At 73.6% G+C, this 26,083-nt stretch carries 29 protein-coding genes and 1 pseudogene; 15 read left to right on the top strand and 15 right to left on the bottom strand.

Annotation, left to right across the window (positions count from 1 at the left end; genetic code table 11):
• Positions 1–31: 31 nt before the first annotated feature.
• Genes QSK26_RS30970 through QSK26_RS30955 form a run of 4 tightly spaced genes read right to left on the bottom strand, consistent with a single transcriptional unit; the run spans position 32 to position 4,504 of the window.
• The gene (locus QSK26_RS30970) at positions 32–1,687 is read right to left on the bottom strand and encodes an AMP-binding protein (RefSeq protein ID WP_285778835.1); all 1,656 of its coding nucleotides are present in this window, start codon (positions 1,685–1,687) and stop codon (positions 32–34) included.
• Positions 1,684–2,817 (bottom strand): cytochrome P450, encoded by a 1,134-nt coding sequence (locus QSK26_RS30965; protein ID WP_285778834.1) that lies wholly within the window; start codon positions 2,815–2,817, stop codon positions 1,684–1,686. Before QSK26_RS30965 ends, QSK26_RS30970 begins: the two co-directional genes overlap by 4 nt.
• Positions 2,814–3,545 (bottom strand): glycosyltransferase family 2 protein, encoded by a 732-nt coding sequence (locus QSK26_RS30960; protein WP_285778833.1) that lies wholly within the window; start codon positions 3,543–3,545, stop codon positions 2,814–2,816. Before QSK26_RS30960 ends, QSK26_RS30965 begins: the two co-directional genes overlap by 4 nt.
• On the bottom strand, positions 3,545–4,504 hold the full coding sequence (locus QSK26_RS30955; protein WP_285778832.1) for a 3-oxoacyl-ACP synthase III family protein: 960 nt from the start codon (positions 4,502–4,504) through the stop codon (positions 3,545–3,547). Before QSK26_RS30955 ends, QSK26_RS30960 begins: the two co-directional genes overlap by 1 nt.
• Positions 4,505–4,651: 147 nt before the next feature.
• Here QSK26_RS30955 and QSK26_RS30950 point away from each other — a divergent pair, with 147 nt between their 5' ends.
• Both QSK26_RS30950 and QSK26_RS30945 read left to right on the top strand, forming a co-directional pair.
• Positions 4,652–5,848, top strand: a complete 1,197-nt coding sequence (locus QSK26_RS30950) for a cytochrome P450 (protein WP_285778831.1) — start codon at positions 4,652–4,654, stop codon at positions 5,846–5,848.
• On the top strand, positions 5,842–6,045 hold the full coding sequence (locus tag QSK26_RS30945) for a ferredoxin (RefSeq protein WP_352244424.1): 204 nt from the start codon (positions 5,842–5,844) through the stop codon (positions 6,043–6,045). Before QSK26_RS30950 ends, QSK26_RS30945 begins: the two co-directional genes overlap by 7 nt.
• 55 nt (positions 6,046–6,100) lie before the next feature.
• On the opposite strand, the gene gnd is transcribed toward QSK26_RS30945, so the two are convergent.
• Positions 6,101–7,522: an NADP-dependent phosphogluconate dehydrogenase gene (gnd, locus tag QSK26_RS30940; protein WP_285778829.1), complete on the bottom strand. Its 1,422-nt coding sequence runs from the start codon at positions 7,520–7,522 to the stop codon at positions 6,101–6,103.
• A gap of 91 nt (positions 7,523–7,613) precedes the next feature.
• Entirely contained in the window at positions 7,614–8,669 is a 1,056-nt protein-coding gene (locus QSK26_RS30935; RefSeq protein WP_285778828.1) for a glucose 1-dehydrogenase, read from the bottom strand.
• Between the two features lie 88 nt (positions 8,670–8,757).
• On the opposite strand from QSK26_RS30935, the pseudogene QSK26_RS30930 reads away from it, so the two are divergent.
• A pseudogene (locus QSK26_RS30930) lies at positions 8,758–9,072 on the top strand (arylamine N-acetyltransferase family protein); the annotation flags it as partial.
• Here QSK26_RS30930 and QSK26_RS30925 read toward each other — a convergent pair.
• The gene (locus QSK26_RS30925; protein WP_285778827.1) at positions 9,033–9,458 is read right to left on the bottom strand and encodes an AAA family ATPase; all 426 of its coding nucleotides are present in this window, start codon (positions 9,456–9,458) and stop codon (positions 9,033–9,035) included. The pseudogene QSK26_RS30930 and the gene QSK26_RS30925 overlap by 40 nt on opposite strands.
• A 191-nt stretch (positions 9,459–9,649) precedes the next feature.
• Here QSK26_RS30925 and QSK26_RS30920 point away from each other — a divergent pair, with 191 nt between their 5' ends.
• The gene (locus tag QSK26_RS30920; protein ID WP_285778826.1) at positions 9,650–10,258 is read left to right on the top strand and encodes a hypothetical protein; all 609 of its coding nucleotides are present in this window, start codon (positions 9,650–9,652) and stop codon (positions 10,256–10,258) included.
• A 55-nt stretch (positions 10,259–10,313) separates the two neighbouring features.
• Complete coding sequence (locus QSK26_RS30915) at positions 10,314–11,498, top strand: saccharopine dehydrogenase family protein (protein ID WP_285778825.1); 1,185 nt, start codon at positions 10,314–10,316, stop codon at positions 11,496–11,498.
• 12 nt (positions 11,499–11,510) lie between these two features.
• Here the strand turns inward: QSK26_RS30915 and QSK26_RS30910 are convergent, their stop codons facing one another.
• The 3 genes from QSK26_RS30910 to QSK26_RS30900 form a co-directional block, all read right to left on the bottom strand.
• Positions 11,511–12,152, bottom strand: coding sequence for a hypothetical protein (locus tag QSK26_RS30910; RefSeq protein ID WP_285778824.1), 642 nt, complete (start codon positions 12,150–12,152; stop codon positions 11,511–11,513).
• The gene (locus QSK26_RS30905; RefSeq protein WP_285778823.1) at positions 12,149–12,757 is read right to left on the bottom strand and encodes an RNA polymerase sigma factor; all 609 of its coding nucleotides are present in this window, start codon (positions 12,755–12,757) and stop codon (positions 12,149–12,151) included. The genes QSK26_RS30910 and QSK26_RS30905 overlap by 4 nt, the downstream gene beginning before the upstream one ends.
• 301 nt (positions 12,758–13,058) lie before the next feature.
• Complete coding sequence (locus tag QSK26_RS30900) at positions 13,059–14,339, bottom strand: adenosylmethionine--8-amino-7-oxononanoate transaminase (RefSeq protein WP_285778822.1); 1,281 nt, start codon at positions 14,337–14,339, stop codon at positions 13,059–13,061.
• A 139-nt stretch (positions 14,340–14,478) separates the two neighbouring features.
• Between QSK26_RS30900 and QSK26_RS30895 the strand changes: the two genes are divergently transcribed.
• Together QSK26_RS30895 and QSK26_RS30890 are read left to right on the top strand one after the other, a co-directional pair.
• Complete coding sequence (locus QSK26_RS30895; protein WP_285778821.1) at positions 14,479–15,039, top strand: RNA polymerase sigma factor; 561 nt, start codon at positions 14,479–14,481, stop codon at positions 15,037–15,039.
• The gene (locus QSK26_RS30890; protein WP_285778820.1) at positions 15,036–15,683 is read left to right on the top strand and encodes a hypothetical protein; all 648 of its coding nucleotides are present in this window, start codon (positions 15,036–15,038) and stop codon (positions 15,681–15,683) included. Before QSK26_RS30895 ends, QSK26_RS30890 begins: the two co-directional genes overlap by 4 nt.
• A gap of 44 nt (positions 15,684–15,727) precedes the next feature.
• Here QSK26_RS30890 and QSK26_RS30885 read toward each other — a convergent pair whose 3' ends face one another.
• A complete protein-coding gene (locus QSK26_RS30885) occupies positions 15,728–16,222 on the bottom strand; it encodes a beta-class carbonic anhydrase (RefSeq protein WP_285778819.1) in 495 nt (164 codons plus the stop codon).
• A 166-nt stretch (positions 16,223–16,388) separates the two neighbouring features.
• Here QSK26_RS30885 and QSK26_RS30880 point away from each other — a divergent pair, with 166 nt between their 5' ends.
• The 5 genes from QSK26_RS30880 to QSK26_RS30860 all read left to right on the top strand — a co-directional run bounded on the left by QSK26_RS30880 (position 16,389) and on the right by QSK26_RS30860 (position 20,864).
• Entirely contained in the window at positions 16,389–16,937 is a 549-nt protein-coding gene (locus tag QSK26_RS30880; RefSeq protein WP_285778818.1) for an RNA polymerase sigma factor, read from the top strand.
• Positions 16,934–17,791, top strand: a complete 858-nt coding sequence (locus QSK26_RS30875; RefSeq protein ID WP_285778817.1) for a zf-HC2 domain-containing protein — start codon at positions 16,934–16,936, stop codon at positions 17,789–17,791. The genes QSK26_RS30880 and QSK26_RS30875 overlap by 4 nt, the downstream gene beginning before the upstream one ends.
• A 21-nt stretch (positions 17,792–17,812) precedes the next feature.
• Positions 17,813–18,619, top strand: a complete 807-nt coding sequence (locus QSK26_RS30870; RefSeq protein ID WP_285778816.1) for an ABC transporter ATP-binding protein — start codon at positions 17,813–17,815, stop codon at positions 18,617–18,619.
• Positions 18,620–18,855: 236 nt separating this feature from the next.
• Complete coding sequence (locus QSK26_RS30865; protein ID WP_285778815.1) at positions 18,856–20,178, top strand: hypothetical protein; 1,323 nt, start codon at positions 18,856–18,858, stop codon at positions 20,176–20,178.
• Between the two features lie 110 nt (positions 20,179–20,288).
• Positions 20,289–20,864 carry a hypothetical protein gene (locus QSK26_RS30860; protein WP_285778814.1) on the top strand — a complete coding sequence of 192 codons (576 nt, stop codon included), beginning with the start codon at positions 20,289–20,291 and terminating at the stop codon, positions 20,862–20,864.
• Here the strand turns inward: QSK26_RS30860 and QSK26_RS30855 are convergent.
• On the bottom strand, positions 20,861–22,195 hold the full coding sequence (locus tag QSK26_RS30855; RefSeq protein ID WP_285778813.1) for a helix-turn-helix domain-containing protein: 1,335 nt from the start codon (positions 22,193–22,195) through the stop codon (positions 20,861–20,863). The two genes, QSK26_RS30860 and QSK26_RS30855, sit on opposite strands and share 4 nt — an antisense overlap.
• A gap of 188 nt (positions 22,196–22,383) precedes the next feature.
• Between QSK26_RS30855 and QSK26_RS30850 the strand changes: the two genes are divergently transcribed.
• Genes QSK26_RS30850 through QSK26_RS30840 form a run of 3 tightly spaced genes read left to right on the top strand, consistent with a single transcriptional unit; the run spans position 22,384 to position 23,164 of the window.
• On the top strand, positions 22,384–22,668 hold the full coding sequence (locus QSK26_RS30850) for a hypothetical protein (protein ID WP_285778812.1): 285 nt from the start codon (positions 22,384–22,386) through the stop codon (positions 22,666–22,668).
• On the top strand, positions 22,665–22,934 hold the full coding sequence (locus QSK26_RS30845) for a hypothetical protein (protein WP_285778811.1): 270 nt from the start codon (positions 22,665–22,667) through the stop codon (positions 22,932–22,934). The genes QSK26_RS30850 and QSK26_RS30845 overlap by 4 nt, the downstream gene beginning before the upstream one ends.
• Positions 22,931–23,164, top strand: a complete 234-nt coding sequence (locus QSK26_RS30840; protein ID WP_285778810.1) for a hypothetical protein — start codon at positions 22,931–22,933, stop codon at positions 23,162–23,164. The genes QSK26_RS30845 and QSK26_RS30840 overlap by 4 nt, the downstream gene beginning before the upstream one ends.
• A gap of 84 nt (positions 23,165–23,248) precedes the next feature.
• Here QSK26_RS30840 and QSK26_RS30835 read toward each other — a convergent pair whose 3' ends face one another.
• The 3 genes from QSK26_RS30835 to QSK26_RS30825 form a co-directional block, all read right to left on the bottom strand.
• Complete coding sequence (locus QSK26_RS30835) at positions 23,249–23,803, bottom strand: GNAT family N-acetyltransferase (protein WP_285778809.1); 555 nt, start codon at positions 23,801–23,803, stop codon at positions 23,249–23,251.
• A gap of 99 nt (positions 23,804–23,902) precedes the next feature.
• Positions 23,903–25,381 carry an amidohydrolase family protein gene (locus QSK26_RS30830; RefSeq protein WP_285778808.1) on the bottom strand — a complete coding sequence of 493 codons (1,479 nt, stop codon included), beginning with the start codon at positions 25,379–25,381 and terminating at the stop codon, positions 23,903–23,905.
• Positions 25,378–26,043, bottom strand: a complete 666-nt coding sequence (locus QSK26_RS30825; protein WP_285778807.1) for a hypothetical protein — start codon at positions 26,041–26,043, stop codon at positions 25,378–25,380. Before QSK26_RS30825 ends, QSK26_RS30830 begins: the two co-directional genes overlap by 4 nt.
• Between the last annotated feature and the right edge of the window lie 40 nt (positions 26,044–26,083).

Here is a 26,083-nt window from a genome sequence, read left to right as displayed (position 1 = left end):
CTCGCGTCGGCCGGTGTTCCGTGCCCGCCCGTCAGGACGGGCCGGGGCCTACGAGGGTGCGGAGGGCGGCGCGGTCCAGTTTGTCGGCCCGGCCGGACCGGGGGAGGGCGGGGAGCGCCGCCACCCGGTCCGGGAGGGCGCCCGCGTCCACGATGTCCGGGAGCGCTTTGCGCAGGCGGGCCTCGTCGAAGCCGGGCGCGGGCACCACGGCGAGCACGACCTCCTCGTCCCCGGTTTCCGGGTCCGCCAGGCCGACGATCGCGGCCTCGGCCACGCCGGGCAGGGCGGCGATCGCGGGTTCGTAGAGGCCGGGGTAGATGTTGACGCCGTCCCGCAGGATCATGTCCTTCTTCCTGCCGAGGAGCACCAGGCGTCCCCGGCCGTCCAGCCGGACGAGGTCGCCGGTCGCGACCTCGGTCACCGCGGGCTCGCCGAGGTAGCCGAGCGCGAGGTGCGGTCCGGAGACGAACAGTTCGCCGTCGTCGGCGATCCGCACGCCGACGCCGGGCAGCGGGGCGCCCAGCAGGTCGCCGTCCGGGCAGGCCAGCTTGTCCTGCGCCGAGGCGACCGCGATCGGCAGCGCCTCCGTCATGGCGTACACCGACGTCACGCGGGCGCCGGGGGCCGCCGCGAGCGCGCGGCGCAGTACGGCGGGCGGCGCGGGCGCGGCGCCGAGCAGCAGGTGGCGCAGGGTGTCCGGGAGCCGGGGCGACCTTCTCAGCAGGGCGTCGAGCCGGACCGGCACGCAGAACGTGTGGGTCGCCCGCCGTTCGGCCAGTTCCCCGGCGAAGCGGGCGGCCCGGCCGGGGAGCGACCACGTGGCCCCCGCCGTCAGCGCGGGCAGCCCCAGCATGAGCTGGTCGGTGTGCACGACGTCGCCGGGCCCGAGCGGGAACGCCTCGCCGAACATCGCGAGCCCCCGCGCCAGCGACCCGCGCGTGTGCACGACCCCCTTCGGCCGCCCGGTTGTGCCGGACGTGAAGACCACCACCGCCGGGTGGTCGCCGCCGGCCGACGCGGTATGCGCGGGGGCGGGGGCGTGGCGTAGCAGGCGGCGCAGCGAGAGGGCGTGCCGGGGGACGCCGGGGAGGCGGCGGCCGGTGTGCAGGTGCCGTACCGGGTGGCCGGGCAGCGGGTCGCCGAGGCGCGGCAGCAGCAGGCCGGTACGGCGGGCCGGTGCGTGCAGCGGCCCGCTGAGCAGGTAGAGCGCCGACTCGGCGATCACCCACCTGGGCCGGGTGGCCGCCAGCCGTCCCGCGAAGACCTCCGGCGCCACCCCCGGCTCCGCCAGCATCAGCATCCCCCCGGCCCCCACCGCGGCCAGCGCCAGCACCACGGCATCCACCCCCGGCCGCACCGCGAACAACACCCCGCGACCACCATCCCCGACGAGGGCATCCCGGACGACGCCATCCCCGACGGCGGCATCCCGGGCGACAGCATCCCCGACGGCGGCATCCCCGCCGGACGCGGACCCGCCGGACGCGTGCTCCGCCGGGGAGCCGGACGCGGACCCCGCTAGGGAGGACGGGTCCTCCGCCAGGGAGGACGACAGGACGGGGAGGACGCTGAGGACGCGGCGGTGGAGGGCTTCGTAGGTGAGGGTGCGGCCGCGGGCGTCGATGACGGCGGTGGCGTGCGGGGTTCGGCGGGCGGTGTCCAGGATGCCTGCCACGATGTCGTTCATGTCGCCTTTATCCACAGGTGTTGATACGTGGGGATGAGGACGCCGCGGGCCGCCCGCCGGCCGGTGACCCGGGGCCGGTGCGTGAGGAGGACCTCGGCGACCGCCTTGATCTCGGCCATGGCCAGCGGGTAACCGATGCAGAAGTGCGCACCGGCGCCGAACCAGAGGCGGCGCAGCTCCGGCGGGTGGGCGCGGCCCGGGTCGAAGGGGCCGAGGGCGCGGGCGCAGTTGTGCGTGACGATGAGCACCCGGTCGCCCGGCCGTACCGGGACCCGGCCCACCCGGGCGGGTTCGGCGACCGAGCGCAGCATGACCGGGGTCGGCGTGGTGACCCGCATCGCCTCCTCGACGGCCGCGTCCAGGTCGTCGCCGCCGGACGGGGTGACCCGGTGGTCGTGCAGCAGGGCGACCAGGCGGGGGACGAAGGTGGCGACCGTCTCGGTGCCGGTGAGGAAGAAGGCGCCCGCCGCGCCGCGCGCCTCCGCCTCGGACAGGCCGAGCGCGCGCATCCGGCCCATCACCGTGCCCTCGCCGCCGTGCCGGTAGGCCGCCGCGGCGGTGTCGCCGATCCGGTCGAGCACCTCGCGGGCGGTCGCCACCTGCCGGTCCGACAGCCGCCGGGAACGCAGCGACACCATGGACACGACCCGCTCGCCGTCCCTGAACAGCTCCCTGGCCCGCTCCTCGGGCACCTCGCCCAGGCCGATCACCCGGCAGATCACCGCGCCCGCCATCACCCGCATGGCGTCCACCAGGTCCACCGTCTCGCCCTTGGCCAGCCGGGCGGACAGGGCGGCGAGCGGCGCGGCGAGCACGTCGTCCACCAGCCCGCCCGCGTAGCCGGGCGTGAACAGCGGGGCGAGCCTGCGGCGCAGCGCGAGATGGGCCTCGCCCTCCATGTTGAGCAGCACGGAAGGGCCGAGCACCGGCGTCCACAGGTCGGCGGGCGAGCCGGGGCCGTCCTTGCGGAACCGCCGGTCGGTCAGCACCTCGCGGGCCGTGGCCGCGTCGTTCACCACCACGCCGAGCCCCGGCACCCGTACGGCGGGGCCGAGCCGGGCCAGCAAGCGCACGAGGGGGTAGGCGAAGGGGTGGGCGGCGAGGTACAGGCGGGTGTCACGGGAGATCATCTGACGTCGATCACCTGCGGCCGGTAGTGGTGGTCGGCGTACCAGGCGAGGGTGCCCACCAGGCCGTAGGCGCGCAGCCGGCGCACCGAGCCGTAGACGACGACGTCGCGGCGGGAGGCGTACCCGGCGGTCAACCGGCGCACGGCGTTGACCAGGGCGCGGTCCTCGTGCAGTTCCTCGATGGCGGTGCGCGGGAAGCCGCCCGCCCGCTCGTAGAGGTCGGCGGTGATCGCCACCGTCGCGCCGGGCATCATGACGTACGGCCCCAGGTAGGCGGCGTCCCGGTTGCCCGGCCGGAACCGGCCGAACAGCGCGGCCACGTCCACCACCAGCGGGATGAACCGCCGCTCCCACAGCTTCAGCGGGAACTCGTCGGTGCGCGGGAGCAGCCGCCCGCCGACCATCTCCAGGCCGTCCCCGAACGCCCGCCTGATGTTGCGCACCCAGTCGCGGCGCGGCAGGCAGTCGGCATCCGTCCTGGCCAGATGGGTGGCGCCGTGCGCGATCGCGTGCCGCATGCCGGTGTCGGCGGCGGCCCCGGTGCCCTTGCGCGGCTCGCGCACCACCTCGACGCCGAGGCGCCGCGCCACCTCGGCGGTGCCGTCGGTGCTCCCGTTGTCCACCACGACCAGCGTGAAGCCGTCGTCGTCCTGTTCGGCGAGCGCGCGCAGCGTCGCCTCGATGCCCGCCGCCTCGTTGTAGGCGGGCACGACCACCCAGAGGTCCATCACATCTCCGCGAGCATGACGCCGAGGCTGATCCCGCCGCCGAGACCGAGCAGGGCCACCTTGTCACCCGGCGACCAGCCGCCCAGCGCGAGTTGGAGCGGCAGCGTCGCCGAGGCGCAGTTGCCGTGCTCGGGCAGGGTGACCACCAGCCGGTCGGCCGGGATGTCCAGCACTCCGGCGAGGAAGCGCAGGTACGGCATGGCGACCTGGTGTACGGCGACGATCGCGAAGTCGTCCCAGGTCAGGCCGGTACGTTTGAGGGCGTTGAGGAAGAGGTCGGGGCCGACGCGTTCGAACGCCTCGTGCAGCCGCCGCCCGTCGCCGCGGAAGTAGGAGTAGTCGGGGTCGCGCGGGTGCGCGGAGCCGCCGCCGGGCAGGGTGCCGATCGGCCACGCGGTGCTGTCGGCGGAGAAGTCGCGGTAGAAGATCCCGCGGTCCTGGTCGGCGGTCAGCAGCACGGCCGCCCCCGCGTCGGACAGCGTGTACCCGGCGAACGACTCGACGAACTGCGCCCGGTCCCGCACCCGCCACCTGACCGCCCGGGACGGCATCTCGCCGCCGCACACCAGCACCCTGCGGTGGCCGCCGGCGAGGATGAGCGCCTCGGCCACCTGGATGCCGTTGAGCATGCTGTTGCACGCGTTCTTCACGTCGAAGACCGGGCAGGACAGGCCCAGTTTGGCGGCGACGATGTGCGCGGTGGCCGGTTCGACCATGTCCTGGGACGCCGAGGCGAAGATCAGCAGATCGATCCCGTCGAGGTCCAGTTGCGCCGCCGCCGCGACCGCGAGGTCGGACGCCTGCCGGTCGTCGCCGGCGACGTGCCGCCGCCGGATACCGGTGAGACGCTCGACCACGCCCGTGTAGGGGACGTGACCCTCGATCCGCCGCTCGACTTCGCCGCTGGTCAGCGTCCGATCCGGCAGATGAGCGGCAACGCCCGAGATCCGGGCCTTCATCCAACCCCCTGGGCATGTTTCCCTTTTGTCCGATCGCCGCAATGTATCCGGCTCGGGTTGCAAAGCACTTGACTTCCCCCGACCGGGGACGTGTCCCGGCGGGGAATCCGGGGACATCGACTGGTGTGACCGATCGGGGGAGGTTGCATGACCGAGATCCAGCCGTTGCCGGTCTACATGCGGCGCAGGGAGTTCGATCCCGATCCCGAGCTCGCGGTGCTGCGCGAGGAGGAGGGCGTCCGCCGGGTCGCCACGCCGTTCGGGGTGGACGCGTGGCTGGTCACCCGGTTCGCGGACGTCCGCGCCGTGCTCGGCGACCCGGAGCGGTTCAGCAGCGGCCGGGACTGGGCGCGGCTGTTCCGGGCGGCCGGCCTGGAGGCGATGGGCGACGAGGAGCTCGCCCGGCTGCGCGCGGGCAACCTGCTCGCCTACGACGCGCCCGAGCACACCCGGCTGCGCCGGCTGCTCACCCCGGAGTTCACGGTGCGCAGGATGCGCCGGCTGGAGCCCCGGGTCGAGGAGATCGTCGAGCGGCATCTCGACGAGATGGAACGTTCCGGTTCACCGGCCGACCTCGTCTCGTCCTTCGCGCTGCCGGTGCCCTCCATGGTGATCTGCGAGCTGCTCGGCGTGCCGTACGAGGACAGGGCCGGTTTCCAGCACCGGACGAGCCGGATGCTGGACGTGTCGGTGCCGGTGCGGGAGCGGGTGGCGGTGCAGCGGGAGTCCCGGGCGTACATGGCCGGGCTGGTCGCGCGGATCAGGGCGGACCCGGGCGAGGAACTGCTCGGCACGCTGGTCCGCGAGCACGGCGACGAGCTGACCGACGACGAGCTGATCGGCATCGGCAACCTGCTGCTGGTCGCCGGGCACGAGACCACGTCCAACATGCTGTCGCTCGGCACGCTCGCCCTGCTGCGCCACCCGGACCAGGCGGAGCTGCTGCGCGAGGAGCCGGAGCGGATCGACGCGGCCGTGGAGGAGCTGCTGCGCTGGCTCGGCATCCTGCACGCCGGCACGGCCCGGGTGACCACCGCGGAGGTCGATCTCGCCGGGCACACCGTACGGCCGGGCGAGCTCGTGGTGTGCGCCCTGACCACCGCCAACCGCGACCCGGCACTCGTGCCAGACCCGGACGCCCTGGACATCACCAGGGACGCGGCCGGCCATGTGGCCTTCGGGCACGGCGTCCACCACTGCCTGGGCGCGCCGCTGGCCCGGATGGAGATGCGCGTCGGCTATCCCGCGCTGCTGCGGCGCTTCCCCGGGCTGCGCGCGGTGGACGCCGACTTCCGCACGTTTCATGTCGTGTATGGCCTGACCTCGTGTGAAGTGGCATGGTGACGGCCATGAAGATTCGGGCGGACAGAGACGTGTGCATCGGAGCGGGTTTGTGCCTCATGACGGCAGAGGAGGTGTTCGACCAGGACGACGACGGCGTCGTGGTGCTGCTCACACCGACGCCCGCCCCCGAGCTGGAGGAGAAGGCCAGGCGGGCGGTGCGGAGCTGCCCGTCGGGGGCGCTGTCCATGGAGGAGTGACGATCCCGCCCCGCGTCCCCTGCCGGTGAGCCGGGACGCGGGGCGGGATCCGCGATCAGGACTCGACCTCGACCCGGCCGGCCTCCCAGCGGGTGTGGAAGGAGCCTTCCGCGTCCACCCGGCGGTAGGTGTGCGCGCCGAAGAAGTCACGCTGCGCCTGGGTGAGCGCGGCCGGCAGCCGCTCGGCCCGCAGCGCGTCGTAGTAGGCCAGCGCCGAGGAGAAGCCGGGCGTGGGCACGCCGAGCTTCACGGCGGTGGCCACGACGCCGCGCCACGCGTCCTGCGCCTCGCCGAGCGCCTCGGAGAAGTGGTCGTCGGTCAGCAGCGTGGGCGTGCCGGGGTCGGCCTCGAAGGCGCTGCGGATCCGGTCCAGGAAGCCGGCCCGGATGATGCAGCCGCCCCGCCAGATCGCCGCGGTCGCGCCCAGGTCGATGTTCCAGTCGTACTCGGCGCTGCCCGCCTGGATCTGGTTGAAGCCCTGGGCGTAGGCGATGATCTTGGAGGCGTAGAGCGCCTTCTCCACGTCGTCCGGGGACAGGTCCACGGTGGACCTCGCCGGGCCGGGCAGCCCGCGTCCGGCCTTGCGCAGGTCGGCGTGGCCGGAGACGGACCGGGCGAAGACCGCCTCGGCGATCCCGGTGACCGGGGTGCCGAGGTCGAGGGCGATCTGCACGGTCCAGCGGCCGGTGCCCTTCTGCTCGGCCTGGTCGAGGATGACGTCCACGAACGGCTCGCCGGTCTTCGCGTCGGTGTGCGCGAGGAGGTCGGCGGTGATCTCGATCAGGTACGAGCTGAGCCGGCCGTCGTTCCAGGTCTTGAAGACCTCGGCGATCTCCGCGGGGGTGAGCCCGGCGCCCTGCCGGAGCAGGTCGTACGCCTCCGCGATGAGCTGCATGTCGGCGTACTCGATGCCGTTGTGCACCATCTTGACGAAGTGGCCGGCGCCGTCCGGGCCGATGTGCGTGCAGCAGGGCGCGCCGTCCACGTGGGCCGAGATGCTCTCCAGCAGCGGGCCGAGCGCCTGGTAGGACTCGACGCTGCCGCCCGGCATGATGCTCGGCCCGTTCAGCGCGCCCTCCTCGCCGCCCGAGATGCCGGTGCCCACGAAGTGCAGGCCGCGCTCCCGCAGCGCCGCCTCCCGCCTGCGGGTGTCCGCGAAGTGCGCGTTGCCGCCGTCCACGATCATGTCGCCCGGTTCGAGCAGCGGCGCGAACTCCTCGATCACCGCGTCCGTGGCCGCCCCGGCCTTGACCATGATGATCAGCTTGCGTGGCCGCTCCAGGGAGGCGACGAACTCCTCCGCGCTCTCCGCGGGGACGAACGTCCCCTCGTGCCCGAACTCCTCGACCAGTGCCTTGGTCTTGGCCGGGGTCCGGTTGTGCACGGCCACGGTGTGCCCGTGCCTGGCCAGGTTGCGCGCGAGGTTGCGGCCCATGACCGCCAGACCGGTTACCCCGATGACTGCCTTATTCGCCATGATCATCTCTCCACATCGTTGTGGGCGGGATGTCGCCCCATGTCTGACAGTCTGCTACGAGGGAGAGAGGCCGGGCGCCGCGAGGGTGGGCTCACTCCCGCCCGAGGTCCACGACCACCTTGACGTCACCCGGTTCCGGGTGGAACGCCTCAAGGGCCCGCTCCAGCGGGACACGCCGGGTGATCAGGCGCTCCAACCAGGAGCGGTCGGCCTCGGCCAGCGCCGCCGCGGCGATCTCGTAGTGCCGCAGGTTGGCGTTGACCGAGCCGAAGATCACATCGTTCTCCAGGACGATGTCCCGGTTGATCGACCCGGCGTCCACCTCCATGTGCCGGCCGGCGGTCGAGACGCCGGTCAGGCAGACGATCCCGGCGGCGGCGGTGTTCTCCATCGCGTCGAAGACGAGCCGGCCCACCCCGGTGGCCTCGATGATGATGTCCGGACGGCAGCCCTCGACCGCCTCGCCGACGCTGCCGGTGTGATAGACGCCGCCGAGGTCGTGGACCAGCCGCGGCTTCGGGCCCTCCGTGGCCAGGTCGAGCACGTGCACCTCCAGCCCGCGGGCCTTGCCCATCATCGCGCCGAGCAGCCCGATCGGCCCCGCCCCGGTGATCAGCACCCGCCGCGGCTCGAACCACGCCCGCGCGCCGATCCGCATGATGTGCTCCCACGCCTTGGCCAGCACCGTGGCGGGTTCCATCAGCACGCCGACCGCCTCAAGGCCGGGATCCAGCTTCACCGCGTAGTCGACCTCCACCTTCCACAGCTCGCTGCCGAACCCGTGGATCTCCTTGATCCCGTGCTCGGTGTAGCGGCCGTTGCGGCACATGTCGAACTCACCCCTGGCACACGCCTGGCAGGGCACCGGGTCGGGCCGCCTGACCACCCCCACCACCAGGTCGCCGGGCACGAACCCGGACCCGGCGGGCGCCTGCCGCACCCTGCCCAGGGACTCGTGCCCCAGGATCAGCCGCTTCTCGCCCGGCGGCGCGAAGCCGTACGCCGACGCCACGATCTCCCGGTCGGTGCCGCAGATGCCCAGGGCCAGCCCCTCCACCAGCAACTCGCCCGCTCCGGGTACCGGGTCCGGCATGTCCGTCACGAGCAGCGAATCCTGCTCGCCCGGTGTCACCGTCAGAGCGCGCATGCCGTTCCCTTCGTCAGGTGTGCGTGTCGGAGATACCCCGGCAGGTCCCGTGAACACGTGATGCGGGTGTCCCCGGCGCACGCCCAGCATGGACCCCATGACGCACTCCGACCACCCCTTCGACCTCCTGTCCTATCTCCGGCGGATCGGCCACGACGGCCCGCTGGGCCCCACCGTGGAGACGCTGCGCCGGTTGCACGCGGGGCACGTGGCCGCGATCCCGTTCGAGAACCTCGACATCGTGCTCGGCGTGGGCGTCCGCCTCGACCCGCCCGCGCTGGTCGCCAAGCTGGCCGGACGGCGGCGCGGCGGCTACTGCCACGAGCACAACCTGCTGTTCGCCGCCGTGCTCGAACGCCTCGGCTACCGCGTGGAGCGCATGCTCGCCAGGGTCAGGGTGGGCCCCGGGGACCGGCCGCCGCTGCCGCGCGGGCACGCCATGCTGATCGTGCACGCCGGCGGCCGGCCCAGCCGGTCGACGAGCCAGAACCTGTGGTCGGGTTCGGGGCCGGTTCCGTGCCCGGGGCCGTCGCCGAGGAGGGGTGGCAGGATGCCGCGGAGGGCGGTGGTGAGAGGGGTGAGAGGGGCGACGCGGTCGAGTTCGGTGGCGCGGGCCGTGGCCACGGTGAGGCCGAGCGCGGTGGCCTCGCGTGCCGTGGTGTCAAGGAGCCGGCTCTTGCCGATCCCGGCGGGGCCTTCGAGGACCAGGCAGCCGCCGCCGTCCGCCGTGGACCGGAGGGCGCGCAGCAGCGACTCGCGGACGTCGTTCCGGCCGACCAGGGGAATCACGGATTATCCATCATGTGATGACACCCCAGATTACCGTGTGATTCGTACCCTTTTGGGTGGGCGGTACCTGCATGAAAGTCCGCTACCTGAGATACTTGAAGGTAGGCGGCCACCCCAGCCGCGACGGCCATCCACGCAGCAGCGTCCCTCAGGAGGGCCATGTACCACTTCCGCACCAACCGGCCCGCACCATGAAAGACACCACAGCGCGGGGCCGAGACGTAGCGCTCGCCCTGTCCTATGCCTGTAGCGCGCACGCCCACGAGATGGTGTTCGACGCCACCGGCGACATCATGCTGGAGCGCGGCACCTCCTGGGAGCCCAGGGTGATCAGCCGCCGTCAGGAGATCGAGGAGATGTACTCCCGGCTGCTGCTGGTCCGGCTGCGGGCCAGGGTGGACCGGCTCGGCGCCCTGGAGGCGGAGTGCCGCCGCCGCGCCGACGGCGCCCGGCTGCCGCGCGCGTTCGTCTCCGTGACCCGGCAGGCCGCCATCCGTCCTTATCCGGTCCTGCGCGGCGCGTCCTGGATCATCTCGCACGGCCGCCGCCGCAGGTTCCGGCACATCCACCTGCTCGCCGCCCGGCTGGCCGGTTCCGCCCGGTCCACGGTGGTGGACGCCGGAGCGGCGCACGACCCGGTGACCCGCACCCGGCTGCTGGCCGCCACCCGCTACCAGGCCACCCGCGACGCGCTCGACCTCGCCCTCGGGGACCCGTCGCTGGCCGGTCCGCCCGATCGGCTGCTGGCCGAGCTCGACTGGCTCGATACGCACCTGCCCCCGCGGGAAGGTAGAGCGTGACCGAGCACTTACCCGCGCGGGGCCGGACGGCCACCCGCGCGGCCCGGAGGAGCGCATGCCGCACGACCGCCCGTACGACCTCGTCCTGTTCGGCGCCACCGGCTTCACCGGCTCCCTGACCGCCGCCTACCTCGCCCGGACGTACCGCGAGACGGGCCTGCGGTGGGCGCTGGCCGGGCGGGACATGGTGAAGCTGGCGGCCGTGCGGCGTGGGCTGGGGACGCCGGAGCCGGCGCTGCTGCACGGCGACGCCCGCGACCCCGCCTCGCTGGCCGCCGTCGCGCGCGCCGCCCGCGTCGTCGCCACCACCGTCGGCCCCTACCTCACCCACGGTGAACCCCTGGTCGCCGCCTGCGCGGAGGCCGGGACGCACTACGCCGACCTGGCCGGTGAGATCGAGTTCGTGGACCGGGTCTACCTGCGTCACCACGATCAGGCGGTGCGCACCGGAGCCAAGCTGGTGCACGCCTGCGGGTTCGACTCGGCGCCCTACGACCTCGGCGTCCACCGGACCGTCCACCTGCTGCCCGAAGGGGTGCCGTTGCGGGTGAGCGGGTTCGCCCGGGTCAGCGGGCGGCCGTCCGGCGGGACCATGCGGTCGCTGGTCACCGCCGTCTCGCGGACCCGCCAGATGGCCGCCGCCGCGGCCGAGCGCCGCCGCAACGAACCGCCCCTCAAGGACAGGTCCGTCCGCTCCGGTCCCGGTCCGCTCCGCCTCGTGGGCGTGCGGCGGCCCCCCGGAGGGCGGCGCCCGGCGCACGGCTGGGCGCTGCCGTACCCGGCCCCCGACGTGGAGATCATCGCGCGCACGGCGCGCGCGCTCGGCAGGTACGGCCCCGACTTCGTCTACCGGCACCACCTGGTGGTGCCGAACCTCCCGGCGGCGGTCGCGGCGGTCACCGGCGCCGCCTCGGTCGCGGCGCTGGCCCAGATCCCCGTGGTCCGTGACCTCATGCTGGACCGCTTCCGATCCGGGCAGGGTCCCTCTCCGGAACGGCGGGCGCGGAGTTGGTTCCAGCTCACCTTCGTGGGCGAGGGCGGCGGCGAGCGGGTGGTGACCCGGGTCGCCGGCGGTGACCCCGGCTACGAGGAGGCGGCCAAGATCCTCGCCGAGTCGGCGCTGAGCCTCGCCTTCGACGACCTCCCGCCGCTCGCCGGCCAGCTCACCCCCGCCACCGCCATGGCCGGCCCGCTCACCGCCCGCCTCACCCGCGCCGGTCTGACCTTCACCACCCTTTGACCGGCGCTCCGGTCAGGAACCGGCGGGCGGGCCGAGGGGCGCTTCGGTGCTGTCGGCCAGGTGGCACTCGGCCACCGGGCCGTCGGACACCCGGGCCCAGATGGCGGCGATCACCCCTCCGGTTTGCTCGGACACGCTGAACTCCAGCACCGCCGTCTGCCCGGCCTTGACCACGCCGGGGTCGAGGGTGAACCCCGTCTCCTGGCCCTTCGGCGCCGGGAAGACGGTCAGCGGGGCCTCCTCCTTGGTGAGGAAGCGCTCACTGCGCGGCTGCGGGCTGCACTTCTTGCCCATGGGCACGTAGTCCACCACCGCGTTGAGCCCCAGGGCGCGCAGCTCCGCCTCCAGGCCGTCGGGGTCCTTGGCCTCGTTGATGGTGACGAAGATGGTGCCGTCGTCCTCCTTGGTGACGGCGTAGGCCGGTTCGGCGCCGCCGAGGAGCATGGGGGCGGCGACCGCGAGGCCGGCGGCGGCCAGCGCGGGGGCCAGCAGGGCGAGGCGGGGGAACCGGCGCCTCGGCGCGGCGGGCCGGGGGTCGCGGTGGATCTCGGTCATCACGAACTCCTTGAGTGTCCGGTGCCGGTCGCGGGGGAGTTCGGGGTCCGCCCGGTACGGCAGCAGCCGGGCCAGTTCTTCTCGCTCGCCTGGATTCATCGGTATTCCTCCCTCACGATCCGGACCGCGGTACCGCGGTCACCTCTTTCCTGTCGCGGCGGCGGCAGCGGTTCCCGTTCGGCCGCGAAAAGCGCCAGCCTCCGCCGCGCCCGGGACAGCCGGGAGCGGATCGTGCCCACCGACACGCCCAGCGCCACGGCGGCCTCCGCGTAGCCGAGCCCGGACCACACGACCAGCGCGAAGACCTCCTGCTCGGCCCGGCGCAGCGACCCGTACGCCCGCCGGACGGCGGCCAGCGTCCTGGCGTCGTCCACCCGGCCGGCCACCTCCTCGGCGAAGTCGGCGACCGGCGCGGGCCGCGGCAGCCTGGCCAGGGCGTCGTCGTGCCGGCGCGCGGCCCGCCGGGTGTTGCGCGCGACGTTGGTGGCGATGCCCAGCAGCCACGGGCGCAGCGAGCCGCCCTCGGCGTCGATCCGCCGGCGCAGCCGCCAGGCTTCCAGGAAGGTGAGGGCCATCACGTCCTCGGCGGCCGACCAGTCACCGGTCAGCCGGAAGGCGTGGCCGTACACCGCTCGGCCGAAGTCATCGAAGAGCCGCTCGAACGCCTCAGCGTCCCCATCACGTATCCGGGCGCGTAACGACATGTCCACATATAAGGACTGTCCGCGGCTCGCACCCGGTTCCCGGTGAAAGATGCCGGTACCGTCCGCTTATGCGCCTGGCACGTCTGGCCGTCATCTCCGGATCCGCGAGGGTTCGGAGGGCACCTTGTAGATCAGCAGCAGCCACGAAGGCGGCGGACCGGGGGGCCGGGCCGTCCACCGGACCGCTCACCGGAGCGGCCGCCTTCTCGGGCGTCCCGCGTAACGCTGCGCTCACCCGGCCTCCTCGATCCTCGAAACCGCGCCCCCCAACCCTACTGGCGGGAACGCCGGACGCGGCAGGTCAGGCCGTGACGGCGGCGACGGCGGCGGCGGTGATCAGCGCGAGGTCCTCGTCGCCGGTGACGTAGGGCGGCATCGTGTAGATCAGGTCGCGGAACGGGCGCAGCCACACGCCGTGCCGTACGGCCTCGCGGGTGGCGGCGGCGACGTCGACCGGGTGGTCGAGCTGGATGACGCCGATCGCGCCCATGACCCGGACGTCCGCGACGCCCGGCAGGTCGCGGGCCGGTTCGAGGCCCGCCCGCAGCCCGGCTTCGACGCGTTTGACCTGCCCGCGCCAGTCCCCTTCGAGGAGCAGCGCCAGGGACGCGTTCGCGGCGGCGGCGGCGAGCGGGTTGCCCATGAACGTGGGGCCGTGCGCGAGCACCGGGGTGTCGCCGGTGGAGATGCCGGCCGCGACCTCCTCGGTGCACAGCGTCGCCGCCATGGTCAGGTAGCCGCCGGTCAGCGCCTTGCCCACGCACATCACGTCCGGGCTGACCCCGGCGTGGTCGGCGGCGAACAGCTCGCCGGTGCGGCCGAAGCCGGTGGCGATCTCGTCGAAGATCAGCAGCACGCCGTGCCGTTCGGTGAGCTCGCGCAGGGCGCGCAGGTATCGCGGCGAATGGAAGCGCATGCCGCCCGCGTTCTGCACGACCGGCTCGACGATCACGGCGGCCAGCTCGGCGGCGTGCCGTTCCAGCAGGCGGTCCAGGTGGTCCACGTATCCGGGGTCGAAGCCGGCGGGGGGCGCGTCGGCGAAGACCTGGCGGGCCAGCGCGTCGCCCCAGATGTGGTGCATGCCGCCCTCCGGGTCGCACACCGACATCGGGTGCCACGTGTCGCCGTGGTAGCCGCCGCGCCAGGTCATCAGCCGCCGCTTCCCGCCCAGCCCCCGCGAACGCCAGTACTGGAGGCACATCTTGATCGCGACCTCGACCGACACCGACCCGGAGTCCGCCAGGAACACGTGCCGCAGCGGCCCGGGGGTGATCTCCACGAGCGTGGTCGCGAGCCGGATGGCGGGCTCGTGGGTGAGGCCGCCGAACATGACGTGCCCCATCCGGCCGAGCTGCCGCCGGATCGCCTCGTCGATCACCGGGTGGGCGTACCCGTGGATGGCCGTCCACCAGGACGACATGCCGTCCACCAGCTCGCTGACCCCGTCCACCGGCTCCGCCAGCCGCATCCTGACCCCGGCTGCCGACTCGATCAGCAGGGGGGTGCCGGTGCCCGGCATCGGGCTGTAGGGGTGCCACACGTGGGCGCGGTCGAGTTCGAGCAGCTCTTTCGGCGGTGTCATGCTTCAGACCTTCGCCGACCCCGCCGGGCCGGGGCAAACACCGCGTCCTACAACAACGTGGCCGGATCATTGTCTTGTAACGTTTCGTGGGGGTTCGTCCAAGTGAGGTCATGGGCGGAACACGAAAGGGGCGCTGCCGGTGCGCTTGAGACAGGCGGGGTTGGCCATCGCCGAGGACCCCGCGGCTTTGGAAGCCTTCTACCGGCGGCACATCGACGCGGTCACCAGGTTCGTGGCCAGGCGGGTGGACGATCCGCATCTGGCCGCCGACCTGACCGCCGAGGTCTTCCTCGCCGCGCTCGACTCGGCTCACACCTACCGGGCGGCGGCGGGCAGCGAGATCGGCTGGTTGTACGGCGTCGCGCGCAACACCCTGTCGGCCGAACGGCGCCGGGCTTACCGCGAGGCCCGCGCGACCGGCAGGATCGTCGGCCGGCGGCTGATGGATCCCGACGACGTCTCCCGGATGGTGGACCGGATCGACGCGGAGGCGCCGGCCCGCCGGGCGTTCGCCGCGCTCGCCGAACTGCCCGAGGGCGAGCGCGCGGTGCTGGAACTCGTCGCGATCGACCAGCTCACCGTCCCCGAGGCCGCCGCGGTCCTCGGCATCAGGCAGGGGACGGCCCGGGTGCGGCTGCACCGCGCCCGGCGGACGCTCCGGCACGTGATCCCGCCCGTGGTCATGGAAGGACTCGCATGAACTTCGAGGAGAGACTGCTCATGGAGCTGAAGTCCGAGGTCGCCCGGCAGGCGGCACAGGGGCGCGCCCGCCGGTTCACGCCGCGCCGGATGCTCGCCGCCGCGGTGGCCGTGGGGGCCGCGGCCGCGGCGGCGGTGATGATCCCGCTGGTCACCGGCACGGAGACGGCCGCGTACGCGCTCACCACGCGGCCGGACGGCTCGATCATCCTGAAGATCCACGATTTCCGGGACCCCGACCTGGTGGAACGGGACCTCGCGGCGCTCGGCGTCACCGCCGACATCGCCTACCTGGAACTGAGCCAGCAGTGCTCACCGGCGCGCCGCGCCAACCGGGCGTACGAGTCGTGGGAGCCCGCCGAGCCGGGCGAGAGGTCACCCGACTTCCAGGCGGCGCACCCGGTCGCGGGCACCGGCGGGATCGGCATCTTCCCCCGGCACATCAAGCGCGGGGAGACCCTGGTGATGGACATCAGGGAGAACATGGAGCCCGAAGACCCGGAGAAGCCGAGAGCCGTGTGGATGATGACCGCGTACCTCGCCGACGGGCCGGTCAGCCCGTGTGTCCCGGTGGACGCTCCCGGGGCGGATGACATGCCGGACCCGGTGGAGAACCCCGAGGCGTACCCGCCCGCCGGGAGCTGAGGGGACGCCGCCGCCCGGCGGGAGAGGCCGGGCGGCGGCGGCCTTCACGCCTTGACCTCGCGCAGCCGGCCGGTCTCGACCTCGTAGACGAAGCCGCGGACCTGGTCGGTGTGCGGGATGAACGGGTCGGACCTGATCCGGTTGACGGACTGGATCACGTCCGCGTCGACGTCGGGGAACGCCTCGGCGGCCCAGTCGGGCTTGATGCCGACCTCGGCCTCGATCTCCGACTTGAACGCGTCGTCGGTGAAGGTCAGCATGCCGCAGTCGGTGTGGTGGATCAGCATGATCTCGCGGGTGCCGAGCAGGCGCTGGCTGATGGCCAGGCTCCGGCGCTCGTCGGCGGTCACCACCCCGCCGGCGTTGCGGATGACGTGGGCGTCGCCCTCTTGCAGGCCGAGCAGCCCGTAGACGTTGAGACGCGCGTCCATGCACGCCAGCACCGCCAGCCTCCTGGCCGGCGGCATGGGCAGATGCCCTTTGCGGAAGGCGGCCGCGTAGTGCTCGGCGTTGGCGACCAACTCGTCGGTGACGCTCATCGACTCTCCTCGGATGCGGGGGCCTTACCGCGAAAACTACCGGGAAAACCTACACAGTCAATAGGTTTTTACGCAGAGTTATCGGCGTCCCGCGGGAAGGCGGGCGACTGTGACGTAGATCACTCCGATCGCAAAACCGTCCGGGGCGTTCCGGCGTCTGTGAAGTGTGAGATCACGCCAGAAGGCGGATGAGGAGCATCTCGTCCGTCTCGTCGCCAAGGGGGACCGCGCCGCCTTCGAGGAGCTGTACCGGCGTACGGCCCCGTGGCTGGCGGTACGGCTGCGCCGCCGGTGCGCCGACGAGCAGATCGTCGCCGAGGTCATGCAGGAGACGTACCTGGCCGTGTGGCGGGCGGCGGGCGCGTTCACCGGGGTGGCGGTGGGCGGGACGGCGGTCGGCTGGCTGTGGACGATCGCGGCCCGCCGCCTCGTCGACGCCTTCCGCCGCCGGGCCCACCACGCCGAGCCGCCCGAGGCGGTGGCCGCCGAGGCCGTCGCCCCGGCCGCGGAGGACGAGGCGCTGGCGGCCACGGTCGGCGGCGATGTGGGGGACGCCCTGCGGCGGCTCGCCCCCGAACTGCGGCAGGTGCTCCAGGCCATGGTGCTCGACGGGCTGTCCGTCCGGGAGACCTCGGCCCTGCTCGGGGTGCCGGAGGGCACCGTCAAGACCCGCGCCCGCCGGGCGCGCGTCGCCATGCGGGAGGCGCTGTCATGACCGTCCCCCACCCCTCGGCCCGGCTCCTCGCCCGCTACGCGCACGACGCCGCCGCACCGCCGGGCGGCGCGCCCGCGGGCGCATTGCCGGGCGGCGCGCTCGCGGGTGACGAGGTGTGGGCGGTGGAAGCCCACCTGGAGTCGTGCGCGGAGTGCCGTGCCCGCCTCGCCGCGGTCGTCGGGGAGCGGGCCCCGGCGGTGGCCGCACTGGTCGACGCCGTGTGGGCGGAGCTCGAACCGCTGGCCGCCACGATCGTCCCCGCGCCGCGCCGGCCGCGCTGGGCACGCAGGCTCGCCACCTGGATGACGCCCGCGATGCTGTCGTGGCTGGTCATGACCGCGCTCGTGACGCCGCTCGCCGTAGTGGCGCACGAGATGGCCGGTGGCGGCCGGGTCGCCCCCGTGCTGGTGCTGGCGCCGGTGCTGCCCGTGCTCGGGGTCGCCGCCTCCTGGGCGCGCGGCCTCGACCCGGCGTACGAACTGGTCGCCGGGACTCCCAGGGCGGGGCTGGAGCTGGTGCTGCGGCGGACGGCCGCGATGCTCGCCGTACTGGTCCCCGTGCTGCTGGCCGCCGGGTGGGTGACGGGGGTGATGGCCGCGCAGTGGCTGCTGCCCTGCCTCGCCTTCACCACCGGCACGCTGGTGCTCGGCGGGCTGATCGGGATGACCCGGGCCGCGGTCGCACTGGTGACGGTGTGGGCCGCCGTGATCGTCGCACCGATCCTGGCCCTGAGCCGGCTCCCCTCCGTACTGGAACCGGGCGTCCTGCCCGTATGGGGCGGGCTCTTCGTCCTGGGGGCCGCCGTCGTGATAACGCGCAAGCACGCGTACACCCTGCTCGGCGTCCATCGCTGACCGACCGGAGAGAGGACTGACATGACACGCGCGGTAGGCGCGGCGGAGGTCGCACCGACGCCGTACGCCTGGGAGATCCGGGCCGAAGGGTTGAAAGTGCGGGCCGGGCGGCGGATGGCCGTCGATGGGCTGGACCTGTCCCTCGGCACCGGTGTGCACGGGCTCCTCGGGCCCAACGGCGCCGGGAAGACCACCCTGATCCGGGCCCTGGCCACGGTGCTCCGCCCGGCCGACGGCACGCTGGAGCTGCTCGGCGTCCCGGCCGGGGGGCAGGCGGGCCGGCGGGAGCTGCGCCGCCGGATCGGCTACCTGCCCCAGGACTTCGGGTACTACAAGCGGTTCACCGTCCGCGAGTTCGTCGAGTACATGGCCTGGCTGAAGGAGATGCCGGCCAAGGAGATCCCGGCGGCCGTCCAGCACGCCGTCGAACGCGTCGGGCTGGCCGACCGCGCCGACCACCGGATGCGGACGCTGTCCGGCGGCATGGTACGGCGGGCGGGCGTCGCCCAGGCGATCGTCAACGACCCGCGGATCCTGCTCCTCGACGAGCCGACCGTCGGCCTCGACCCGGCCCAGCGGCTGCGCTTCCGCGAACTCCTCCAGAGCCTGGGCGCCGGCAGCTGCGTCATCGTGTCCACCCACCTCGTCGAGGACGTCGCCGCCGCCTGCACGGACGTCGTCCTCATCGCCGGCGGCGAACTCGTCTTCCAGGGCACCCCCGCCCGCCTGGCCGGCGCCGGAACCCCGGACCACCCCGGCGACACCCCGATGGAACGCGGCTACTCGGCCCTCCTGTCCCGCTCCGAACAGGGCGGCGGCGCATGGTGACCCGGCCCCCCGCCCCGGACGACGGGTCCCGGGCCGGGGAGGGGCACATGGAGATGCGGTCCGGGGTCGGGGAGGGGCGTGCGGCGATGCGGTCGTCCGGGAGCGGGGAGGGGCGTGCGGTGACGCGGTCGTCGGGGGCCGGGGAGGGGCGTATGGCGATGCGGTCGTCGGGGGCTGGGTCAGGGGAGGGGCGTGGGGGCGGTGGGGGGATTCTGCGGACGGAGTTGCGGCGGTCGGTGGCGCCGTGGGCCGGTGGGATCTTCTTCGCGGTGGCGGTCGGCTTCCTCTACGGGCTCGGCGGGCCGTGGTGGAAGGGCACCGGGATGTGGACGGCTCAGTGGTCGTCCGCGGCGCAGTGGGAGCGCTGGCTGTTGCTCTTCCTGTGGCCGGGGGTGCTGGGCGCCGGGGCGTTGCAGGGGCTGCGCGAGCGGCGCTCGGGTATGCGGGAGCTGCTCGCCAGCACGCCGCGTCCCGCCTGGCGGCGCGCGGTGACGACGGCGGGCGCGCTGGCGATCCTGCTGGCCGCCGCCTACCTGCTGGTGTTCGTCGTCGCCGCCGTCCAGGTGGTCGTGAACGGCGGGTACTTCCATCTCGGCTGGGTCCCGGTCGTCGCGGTCGGCGTGCTGGCGGTCGTCGCCGGTGGCTGGCTGGGCATGGGCGTGGGACGGACGATTCCCTCCGTGCTCACCCCTCCGGCCCTCGCCGTGACCGGCCTGGTGACGATGATCTACTTCGAGGCGTCCAACAGCGCCGGCACGGTGTTCAGCGGTGGGCTGCCGCACCGGATAGGGCTGCTCTCCCCTTCGCTGACGGCGGTCAGGGACGTGTTCCTCGCCGTGTCGGGCCGGGTGCACCTCGGGCAGGCCGTTTGGCTGGCCGGGATCGCCGCCACCGGGTTGCTGCTGCTGGCGGCCACCCGGCCGCGCGCCCGGCTCGCCGCGCTGCTGCCCCTGGCCCTCGGTACGGCTGTCGCGCCGGCGATCCTGCCCGCCGGCCCGGCGACGTACGTCAAGGACGCGGCGTTGACGGCGCCGGTGTGCGACGGCCCGGTCTGCGTCACCCGGCTGCACGAGCCGCGTCTCGCCGTACTCGCCGGTCCGGGCCGCGAGGCGCTGCGGCTGCTGGGCAGGCTTCCCGATCCGCCGGTCGCGATCCGGGAGACCGACGTCACCTGGCCGGTGCACGGGCCGCCGCCGCGGACCGCCGGGGCGGTGCCGGTCGACTTCGGCGCCCCCGACTTCCAGGGCGCGGCCGGGGAGCGGCTCACCCGCAGCCTCGTCGCCGGCGCCGGAACCCCGCCGTGCTTCGGCACCGCCGGGTGGGACGCCCGCGAACAGGCCGCGCGCACCGTCGCCGCCGCCTGGTTCCTCGGCGACCTCGAACCCCTCCCCGGCACCTTCGACCCGGAGGGCGAGGTGGGCCAGATGGCCGCCTCCGCCTGGGACACGCTCCGCGCCCTGCCCGCGCACGAGCAGGTGTCCCGGATGTCCGCCCTGCGCACGACCTCCCTGTCCTGCGACGACGACCTCCTGTCCACTCTTACCGAGGTGTCCCGATGAGACGAGATCCTCTGGTGAACGATCACCACATGGGCCGCACGGTACGAGCCGTTGGTGGACGATCACCACGTGGGCCGCACGGTGCGAGCCGTTTCCTGGCGCGGTGTCCGGTGAGGGGGCTGGTGCTCTACGCGCGGTCGCGGGAGGTGCCGGTGGGGGGCGCGGCGGCGGTGGGCGGGCTCGTGGCGGTGTGGGGGTTCGCGCGGTGGGTGAGCGACGGGCGGGGGGATCCCCGGCTGGCGGCGCTGGCGGTGGCCATGGCGGTGGCGGCGACCGCGGCCGGGCTGGGCGGCCAGGACGTCGCGCTCGACCGGACGGCCGCGATCCGCTGGGCGCCCCGGCGGGCGGCGCACGTGCTGCTGATCGGCGTGCTGGCCGGGACCGTGCTCCTCGCGCTGCAGACGGTGGCCGGTGAAGCGATGCCGGCCGCGTCCGCCGTACGGAACAGCGCCGGGCTGGCGGGACTCGCGGCCCTGGGCGCCGCGGCCTTCGGCCGGCAGTTCGCCTGGACCCTGCCGATCACCTGGTGCTCGGTCGCGTACTTCATCCCGATCACCCCCGATCTGCCGGTCCAGGCGGCAGCCTGGATGATGACCCCACCGGGCACCCCGGCCGCCACCTGGACGGCCCTGGCCCTCACGACCACCGGCACCCTGACGTACGCCCTGACCGGCCCCCGGCGTTAACGCCGCCCCTGACCCGGATCGAGGGAGCCGCGGCCTCCTCGCGATGCGTCACCGGTCCTCCCGACGGCCAGGAACTCACCGAACTCGGCGACATCCGCGCGACCGCGCTGCTCGACCGGCACGGCCCGCAACACCATCCTGCCCGTCTCCAGGACGTGGTTGCTCAGGTACTCCGCGGGCACGGTGTCCAGCATCCCGGCCGCGTGCCGTACCCCTTCGGCGACCCCGCGCGCACGCACCAGGCACAGCGCCCTGTGCAACTCCACGTTCGCCCGGTACACGTAGTCGCCCGTCAGCCGCCGTACTTCCTCCTGCGCCGCCCCAGCCGCGGTCTCGTCCCCCGCCGCGGCGTACACCCAGCTCTGGGTGAAGTACACCTGGCTGGGCGTGTAGAACCCGGCACTGTCGGCGGGCACACCGCGGTGGGCCACATCGAGCAGTGTCCGCAGCGTCTGTCGCGCCTCATCGGTCCGGCCGAGCATCGACAGCGCCTTGGCGCGCGTGGACAGCAGATGCACGAGCGGCTCACCGGCGAGCCGCTCGGCGGCGTCCACGAGCCGCAGCACGCTCTCCGGGCTCCGCTGCCCGTACAGGCTGTGCCCGGCCTCCTCCGAGCGGATCAGCAACCGGATCTCGAAGTCGCCGGAGGCGTCAGCGGCACGTCGGCCGGTGCGCCACCAGCCGATCGCCGCGCCGTGCTCACCGAGCCTGGTCAGCACGTTCGCGTGGATGGCGCACAACTCCGCCGTCACACGGTGCAGGGCGGGCAACTCGGCGGGGGAGGACACCTCCTTCTGCCGTCGCAGGGTGTCCAGGTCGATCGCCAGGTGCGCCGCAACGGCCGCCGGCGGGCGGGTACGGAGCGCGTGCAGGTGGTCCGAGGACGACAGCTCCCATTCGTCGAGGTCGCGGAAGTCGTCGCCGATGCCCATGTTCAGGAGCTGCCGCACGGCCTCGGTGCCTCCGAGCGCGCCGAGACCGGCGGCAGCGGCGATTTGCAGCAGTCGTCTGCGGTCCGTGGCGCTCTCCCCAAGGTCTCGATGTCCACTGCTTGCCAGAGTACGTAATCGGTCCAGGTCGGCCATAGAGGCGTGGAGGGCCACGAGTTGCCCGCCCGCGCCATAGAGGGCGTCCAGGCGGGCGACGGTGTCGGGGTGGGGGCGGGCGAGGCCGCGTTCCCACTTGGACAGGTCTGAGTCGTCGCACAACCCCGCCGCCGCCGCCTCACGTTGACTGATGACGCGTACGTCGTCACGCCAGTATCTGAGGGCGGCACCCAGAAGGTGCCACGGAGAGGCGTTCGGGTCCACGGGCTCCGGGCGGCGCGGCATCGAAGTCTCCCGGTGGTTGCGGGTCGTAGCGGGAACGTGACTCCCCCCACATCGAACCTCTTGGACGTCCATCGGATGGTCCCCATGATGGCACTACCACGCGCTCACGTTCCGTGAGAAAGGCGGAACCCGCCGAGGCGCTGTGAACGCTCGACGGGTTCCTTGACCAGGAAGGCGACTCCTGACCCATGAGCAACCCTAGGACGGGGCGGCCATCGGCACAGCCCCGCGTTCGTGCCCACCGGGGCAATCACGACCCGGCGAAACGGGCGGCCGCCGCCCGCCTCGACGAGGCCAGCCCGTTGTGGCTCGTCCTCTACAGCCTGTACCGCAGGCAGTTCTACGCCGTCGCCTTGTGGCCGCTGCCCGAGCCGGTGACTCTGTGGGCTCGTACCGTCGAGGACCTCGCCGGGCAGATGCGGGCGATGACCCCGGTGGTGCCGCGTCCGCGTGTTCTCCAGGACGTGCGATGAGCGGCCCGTCGGGGACGCCGGTCTCTTATCTCCACCTTCTCGCCGACGTGCTCGGCGGTCTCTCGCTGGATACCCGCGTGGAGGGGCAGAGGCTGATCGTCACGAATCCGCACGCGTCCCGGCTCGGCGAGTCCATCACCGTGGCCGTGGACGCCGGCGGTGTGTGGCACTACCGGTGGTCGTGGGGCGACCCGATCGCCCCGGTGGGCAACCTGCACACGGTCGCGACGCGTATCAAGTACGTCCTCACGGGAACGCTCCGATGACCCCGGACGAGGAGGCGCTGCACCTGAACGCCCTCGACCAGACCTTCCCCGCCTGGCGGTTCACCGTCCTCGGCGGCGGCTGGTGGGCCACCAAGGTGGATCCGCCCACCGAGAAGGAAAGGGCTGAAGGGATTCACGCGCAGATCCGCCGCGACCATCCGCACGCCCTCGTCTCGGCCCTTGCCCGGCAGCAGGGCATCCTGTCCGCCCGGCGTGGCATCTGCGTCTGACGACGGCGCCTTCTACTCCTCGGCGGGGGCGGGCTTCCCCCAGGGCCTGTCCCCGCCGAGGCGCGACGACGGGCGTATTGCCGGTCAGTTCGGGTCCAGGACGGAGGGTCCGGTGCTGTTGACCATGTTGCTGGTGATCGCCCAGCGTTCGTGGTCCCGCCAGGCGCCGTCGACGAACAGGAAGTCGGGGGAGAAGCCCTCCTTGCGGAAGCCGTGCCGCTGGACGAGCCTGCGGGCCGGCGCGTTGCCCGGCTGGATGTTCGCCTCCAGCCGGTGCAGCCCCAGGTGGCCGAAGGCGTGGCGGAGCGTCAGCCCGAGCCCTTCGAACATGTACCCCCGGCCGGGCGCGAACGCCGCGTAGCTGAGCGTGCCGCTCTGGAAGGGGCCGCGTACGACGTCGCCGACGGTGATCTGCCCGACGATGGGCCGTCCCTCCTCGCGGGCGCAGACGAGCAGCACGTCGCAGGTGGTCCCGTCGGAGCGCGCGACGAGGGCGTGGAACTCCTCCGGTGTGGTGGGCGACCTGACCCACGGGCGATGCAGCTCGACGTGTGCCCTGGCCAGGGCGAGGAACTCCTCCTCGTCCCCGGCGGTGATCCGGCGCAGGACCACCTGGGGGGCCTCCTGCCGATCGTCCATCACGATCTGCGCATACCAATCCGAAGCGCCCTGAGACACGCTATCCCTGCCGAAACTCGCTGATAAGTATCCACTGACTTTAGCGATCCGGCGACCTGATCAGCGGCGGACCGGGCGGCCGGGCAGGGCCGTGGGGATGAGCGCCGAGTCGCGAACCACGGGCTCGCCCATCACCAGCACGTGCCGGTAGCCGGTGGACGGGCGGGTGGTGTGCGAGTAGGTGGCCTGGTCGCTGACCGTCTCCGGGTCGAAGACGACCAGGTCGGCGTCGCAGCCCGTCCGCACCCTGCCCTTGCGGCGCATGGCGGGGACGGAGTCGCCGAGGATCTCGGCGGGTGTGAGGGTGCACCGGCGCACCGCGTCCATCAACGTCAGCGAGCCCGTCTCCCTGACGTAACGGCGCAGGAACTTCGAGAAGGTGCCGGCCGTACGGGGGTGGGTGACGGCGGTGGGCGGGAGCGGCCAGGCCCGCGGGTCGGGCGGGCCGCCGGTCCAGGTCAGCGGCATGGCGTCGGAGCCGATGACGGTGCTGTCGGCGAGCACGGCCCGGTCCAGGAAGGCCAGGTCGGCGGGCAGCGTCTCGTCCAGGGCGTGGGTGAAGGCCAGGCCGCCCGGGTCGGCCGCGCGGATCTCGCGCAGCCGGTCGGCGTCGGCCACCCGCTCGCCGGTGACCGCGTACACGATGGAGTCGGGGCGCATCCCCAGCGCGGCCAGGCGCTCGGGGGCGAGGAAGTGGGCGCCGATGCCGGTCATGCCCGCGCCGTACGGGTAAGCCTCGGTGGACACCCGGCCGCCCTCGGCGCGTACCCGCTCCACCAGGGAGAGCACCCGGTCGATCTGCCGCAGCGAGGTGCTGTTCACGTGGCAGTAGTGCATGTGGGCGCCGGTCGTGGCCGCCGCCTTGACGAGCTCCTCGGCGCCGTCCATCGGGATGTCGGGGACCCGTTCCACCAGGTTCCGGGCGTGCGTGAACGTCGGGACGCCGGCCTGGGCGGCGAGAAGGGCGAGGGAGAGGTACTCGATGGGATCGACCCCCGGCGCGTAGCCCAGGAGGATGCCGATGCCGAGCGCGCCGTCGGCGAGGTCGCGGCGGAGCAGGCCGAGCAGGGCGCCGGCCGTCCGGTCGGTCGCCGGGGCCTGCCAGGCCGGGTCGGCGATGTGCCGCAGGACCTCGCTCAGGCCGCCCGTCGTGGTGATGCCGGCGACCGCGGCCATCCGCGCCTGCGTCCAGGAGGCGGAGAAGCCGTAGTTCAGCGGGCGGCCCTCGGCGGCGGCCACGGCGTACGCCCAGGCGACCGGGCTCGCGCCGGCCTCCAACTCCAGCGCCGTGGTCACGCCGTCGAGCGCCTGGAGGCGGTGACCGGCGAGGGTCTGCGCGTGGCTGTGCAGGTCGATCCAGCCCGGCGCGACCACCTGGCCGTGCGCGTCGAGCACCTGGCGGCCCGCGAGCGGCGCGGCGGACACCTCGGCGATGATCCCGGCGGTGACGCCGACGTCCGCCACCGCGTCGTGGCCCGTCTCCGGGTCGAGCACCCGCCCGCCGCGCACCACCAGATCGTGCGCGGCCGGTGGGCTCACGACTGGTCCGGGGGAGTGCGCTTGGGGAGGGGGCCGGGGATCGTCGGCTGGGCGCCCTCGTCCACCGGCGGCTGCGGGTGCTGCGGCTGGAACAGCGAGCCCGCCGGCTGGGCGCTCTCACCGGGCGCCGGCTGCGGACGCGGCTGCGGCTGGGCCGGCTGTGGGCGCGGCTGCGGCTGGAAGAGCGAGCCCGCGGTCTCGGGCGCGGCCGGCGCCGCCGGGAACGCCGCGGGCGCGTGGGCGGGCGCCCTGCGACGGCGGGACCGCCACCGCGAGGGGAACAACGCCGTGATCAGCAGCGCCGAGCCGATGAGCAGGTACAGGCCCGTCCCGCCGGCGAAGGCGGTGTACCCCGGGAGGGCCAGCCGCTGGGAGAGCTCGAAGGCGAGGACCGGTTCGAGCACCCACAGCACGCCGATCGCGCACAGCGGCGCCCCGGACAGCAGCGCGGCCAGCGGGGAGAGCCACTGCCAGCTGGTGAGCAGGGCGATCAGCACGCCGCAGCCCGCGAGCCCGGCCGCGGGCACGTAGGCCTCCGCCATCTGGAAGATGGTGACGGCTCGGGCGAGCCGCGCGGGACCGACCTCCAGGCCGTAGTAGAGGCCGGGAAGGGAGATCAACCCCACGAGCGCCCCGATGACATGCCGCACCCCGTTCGGCACTGGGTGTCTCCCCTCGTGTGTGGCTCGCCCGCGGCTCCAC

Origin of the sequence: Microtetraspora sp. NBRC 13810, from assembly GCF_030268685.1 — a bacterium.
Lineage (GTDB): Bacteria > Actinomycetota > Actinomycetes > Streptosporangiales > Streptosporangiaceae > BSRQ01.
The sequence above is the reverse complement of the archived record's forward strand: the minus strand, read 5'-3'. Positions and strand labels throughout refer to the sequence as shown.

Bases quoted from the DNA above. Each gene is read 5' to 3' on its own strand.
- QSK26_RS30970 (WP_285778835.1), bottom strand. From the start codon at position 1,687: ATGAACGACATCGTGGCAGGCATCCTGGACACCGCCCGCCGAACCCCG.
- QSK26_RS30965 (WP_285778834.1), bottom strand. From the start codon at position 2,817: ATGATCTCCCGTGACACCCGCCTGTACCTCGCCGCCCACCCCTTCGCC.
- QSK26_RS30960 (WP_285778833.1), bottom strand. From the start codon at position 3,545: ATGGACCTCTGGGTGGTCGTGCCCGCCTACAACGAGGCGGCGGGCATC.
- QSK26_RS30955 (WP_285778832.1), bottom strand. From the start codon at position 4,504: ATGAAGGCCCGGATCTCGGGCGTTGCCGCTCATCTGCCGGATCGGACG.
- QSK26_RS30950 (WP_285778831.1), top strand. From the start codon at position 4,652: ATGACCGAGATCCAGCCGTTGCCGGTCTACATGCGGCGCAGGGAGTTC.
- QSK26_RS30945 (WP_352244424.1), top strand. From the start codon at position 5,842: ATGGTGACGGCCATGAAGATTCGGGCGGACAGAGACGTGTGCATCGGA.
- gnd (WP_285778829.1), bottom strand. From the start codon at position 7,522: ATGGCGAATAAGGCAGTCATCGGGGTAACCGGTCTGGCGGTCATGGGC.
- QSK26_RS30935 (WP_285778828.1), bottom strand. From the start codon at position 8,669: ATGCGCGCTCTGACGGTGACACCGGGCGAGCAGGATTCGCTGCTCGTG.
- QSK26_RS30920 (WP_285778826.1), top strand. From the start codon at position 9,650: ATGAAAGACACCACAGCGCGGGGCCGAGACGTAGCGCTCGCCCTGTCC.
- QSK26_RS30915 (WP_285778825.1), top strand. From the start codon at position 10,314: ATGCCGCACGACCGCCCGTACGACCTCGTCCTGTTCGGCGCCACCGGC.
- QSK26_RS30910 (WP_285778824.1), bottom strand. From the start codon at position 12,152: ATGAATCCAGGCGAGCGAGAAGAACTGGCCCGGCTGCTGCCGTACCGG.
- QSK26_RS30905 (WP_285778823.1), bottom strand. From the start codon at position 12,757: ATGTCGTTACGCGCCCGGATACGTGATGGGGACGCTGAGGCGTTCGAG.
- QSK26_RS30900 (WP_285778822.1), bottom strand. From the start codon at position 14,339: ATGACACCGCCGAAAGAGCTGCTCGAACTCGACCGCGCCCACGTGTGG.
- QSK26_RS30890 (WP_285778820.1), top strand. From the start codon at position 15,036: ATGAACTTCGAGGAGAGACTGCTCATGGAGCTGAAGTCCGAGGTCGCC.
- QSK26_RS30885 (WP_285778819.1), bottom strand. From the start codon at position 16,222: ATGAGCGTCACCGACGAGTTGGTCGCCAACGCCGAGCACTACGCGGCC.
- QSK26_RS30875 (WP_285778817.1), top strand. From the start codon at position 16,934: ATGACCGTCCCCCACCCCTCGGCCCGGCTCCTCGCCCGCTACGCGCAC.
- QSK26_RS30870 (WP_285778816.1), top strand. From the start codon at position 17,813: ATGACACGCGCGGTAGGCGCGGCGGAGGTCGCACCGACGCCGTACGCC.
- QSK26_RS30855 (WP_285778813.1), bottom strand. From the start codon at position 22,195: ATGCCGCGCCGCCCGGAGCCCGTGGACCCGAACGCCTCTCCGTGGCAC.
- QSK26_RS30850 (WP_285778812.1), top strand. From the start codon at position 22,384: ATGAGCAACCCTAGGACGGGGCGGCCATCGGCACAGCCCCGCGTTCGT.
- QSK26_RS30845 (WP_285778811.1), top strand. From the start codon at position 22,665: ATGAGCGGCCCGTCGGGGACGCCGGTCTCTTATCTCCACCTTCTCGCC.
- QSK26_RS30840 (WP_285778810.1), top strand. From the start codon at position 22,931: ATGACCCCGGACGAGGAGGCGCTGCACCTGAACGCCCTCGACCAGACC.
- QSK26_RS30835 (WP_285778809.1), bottom strand. From the start codon at position 23,803: ATGGACGATCGGCAGGAGGCCCCCCAGGTGGTCCTGCGCCGGATCACC.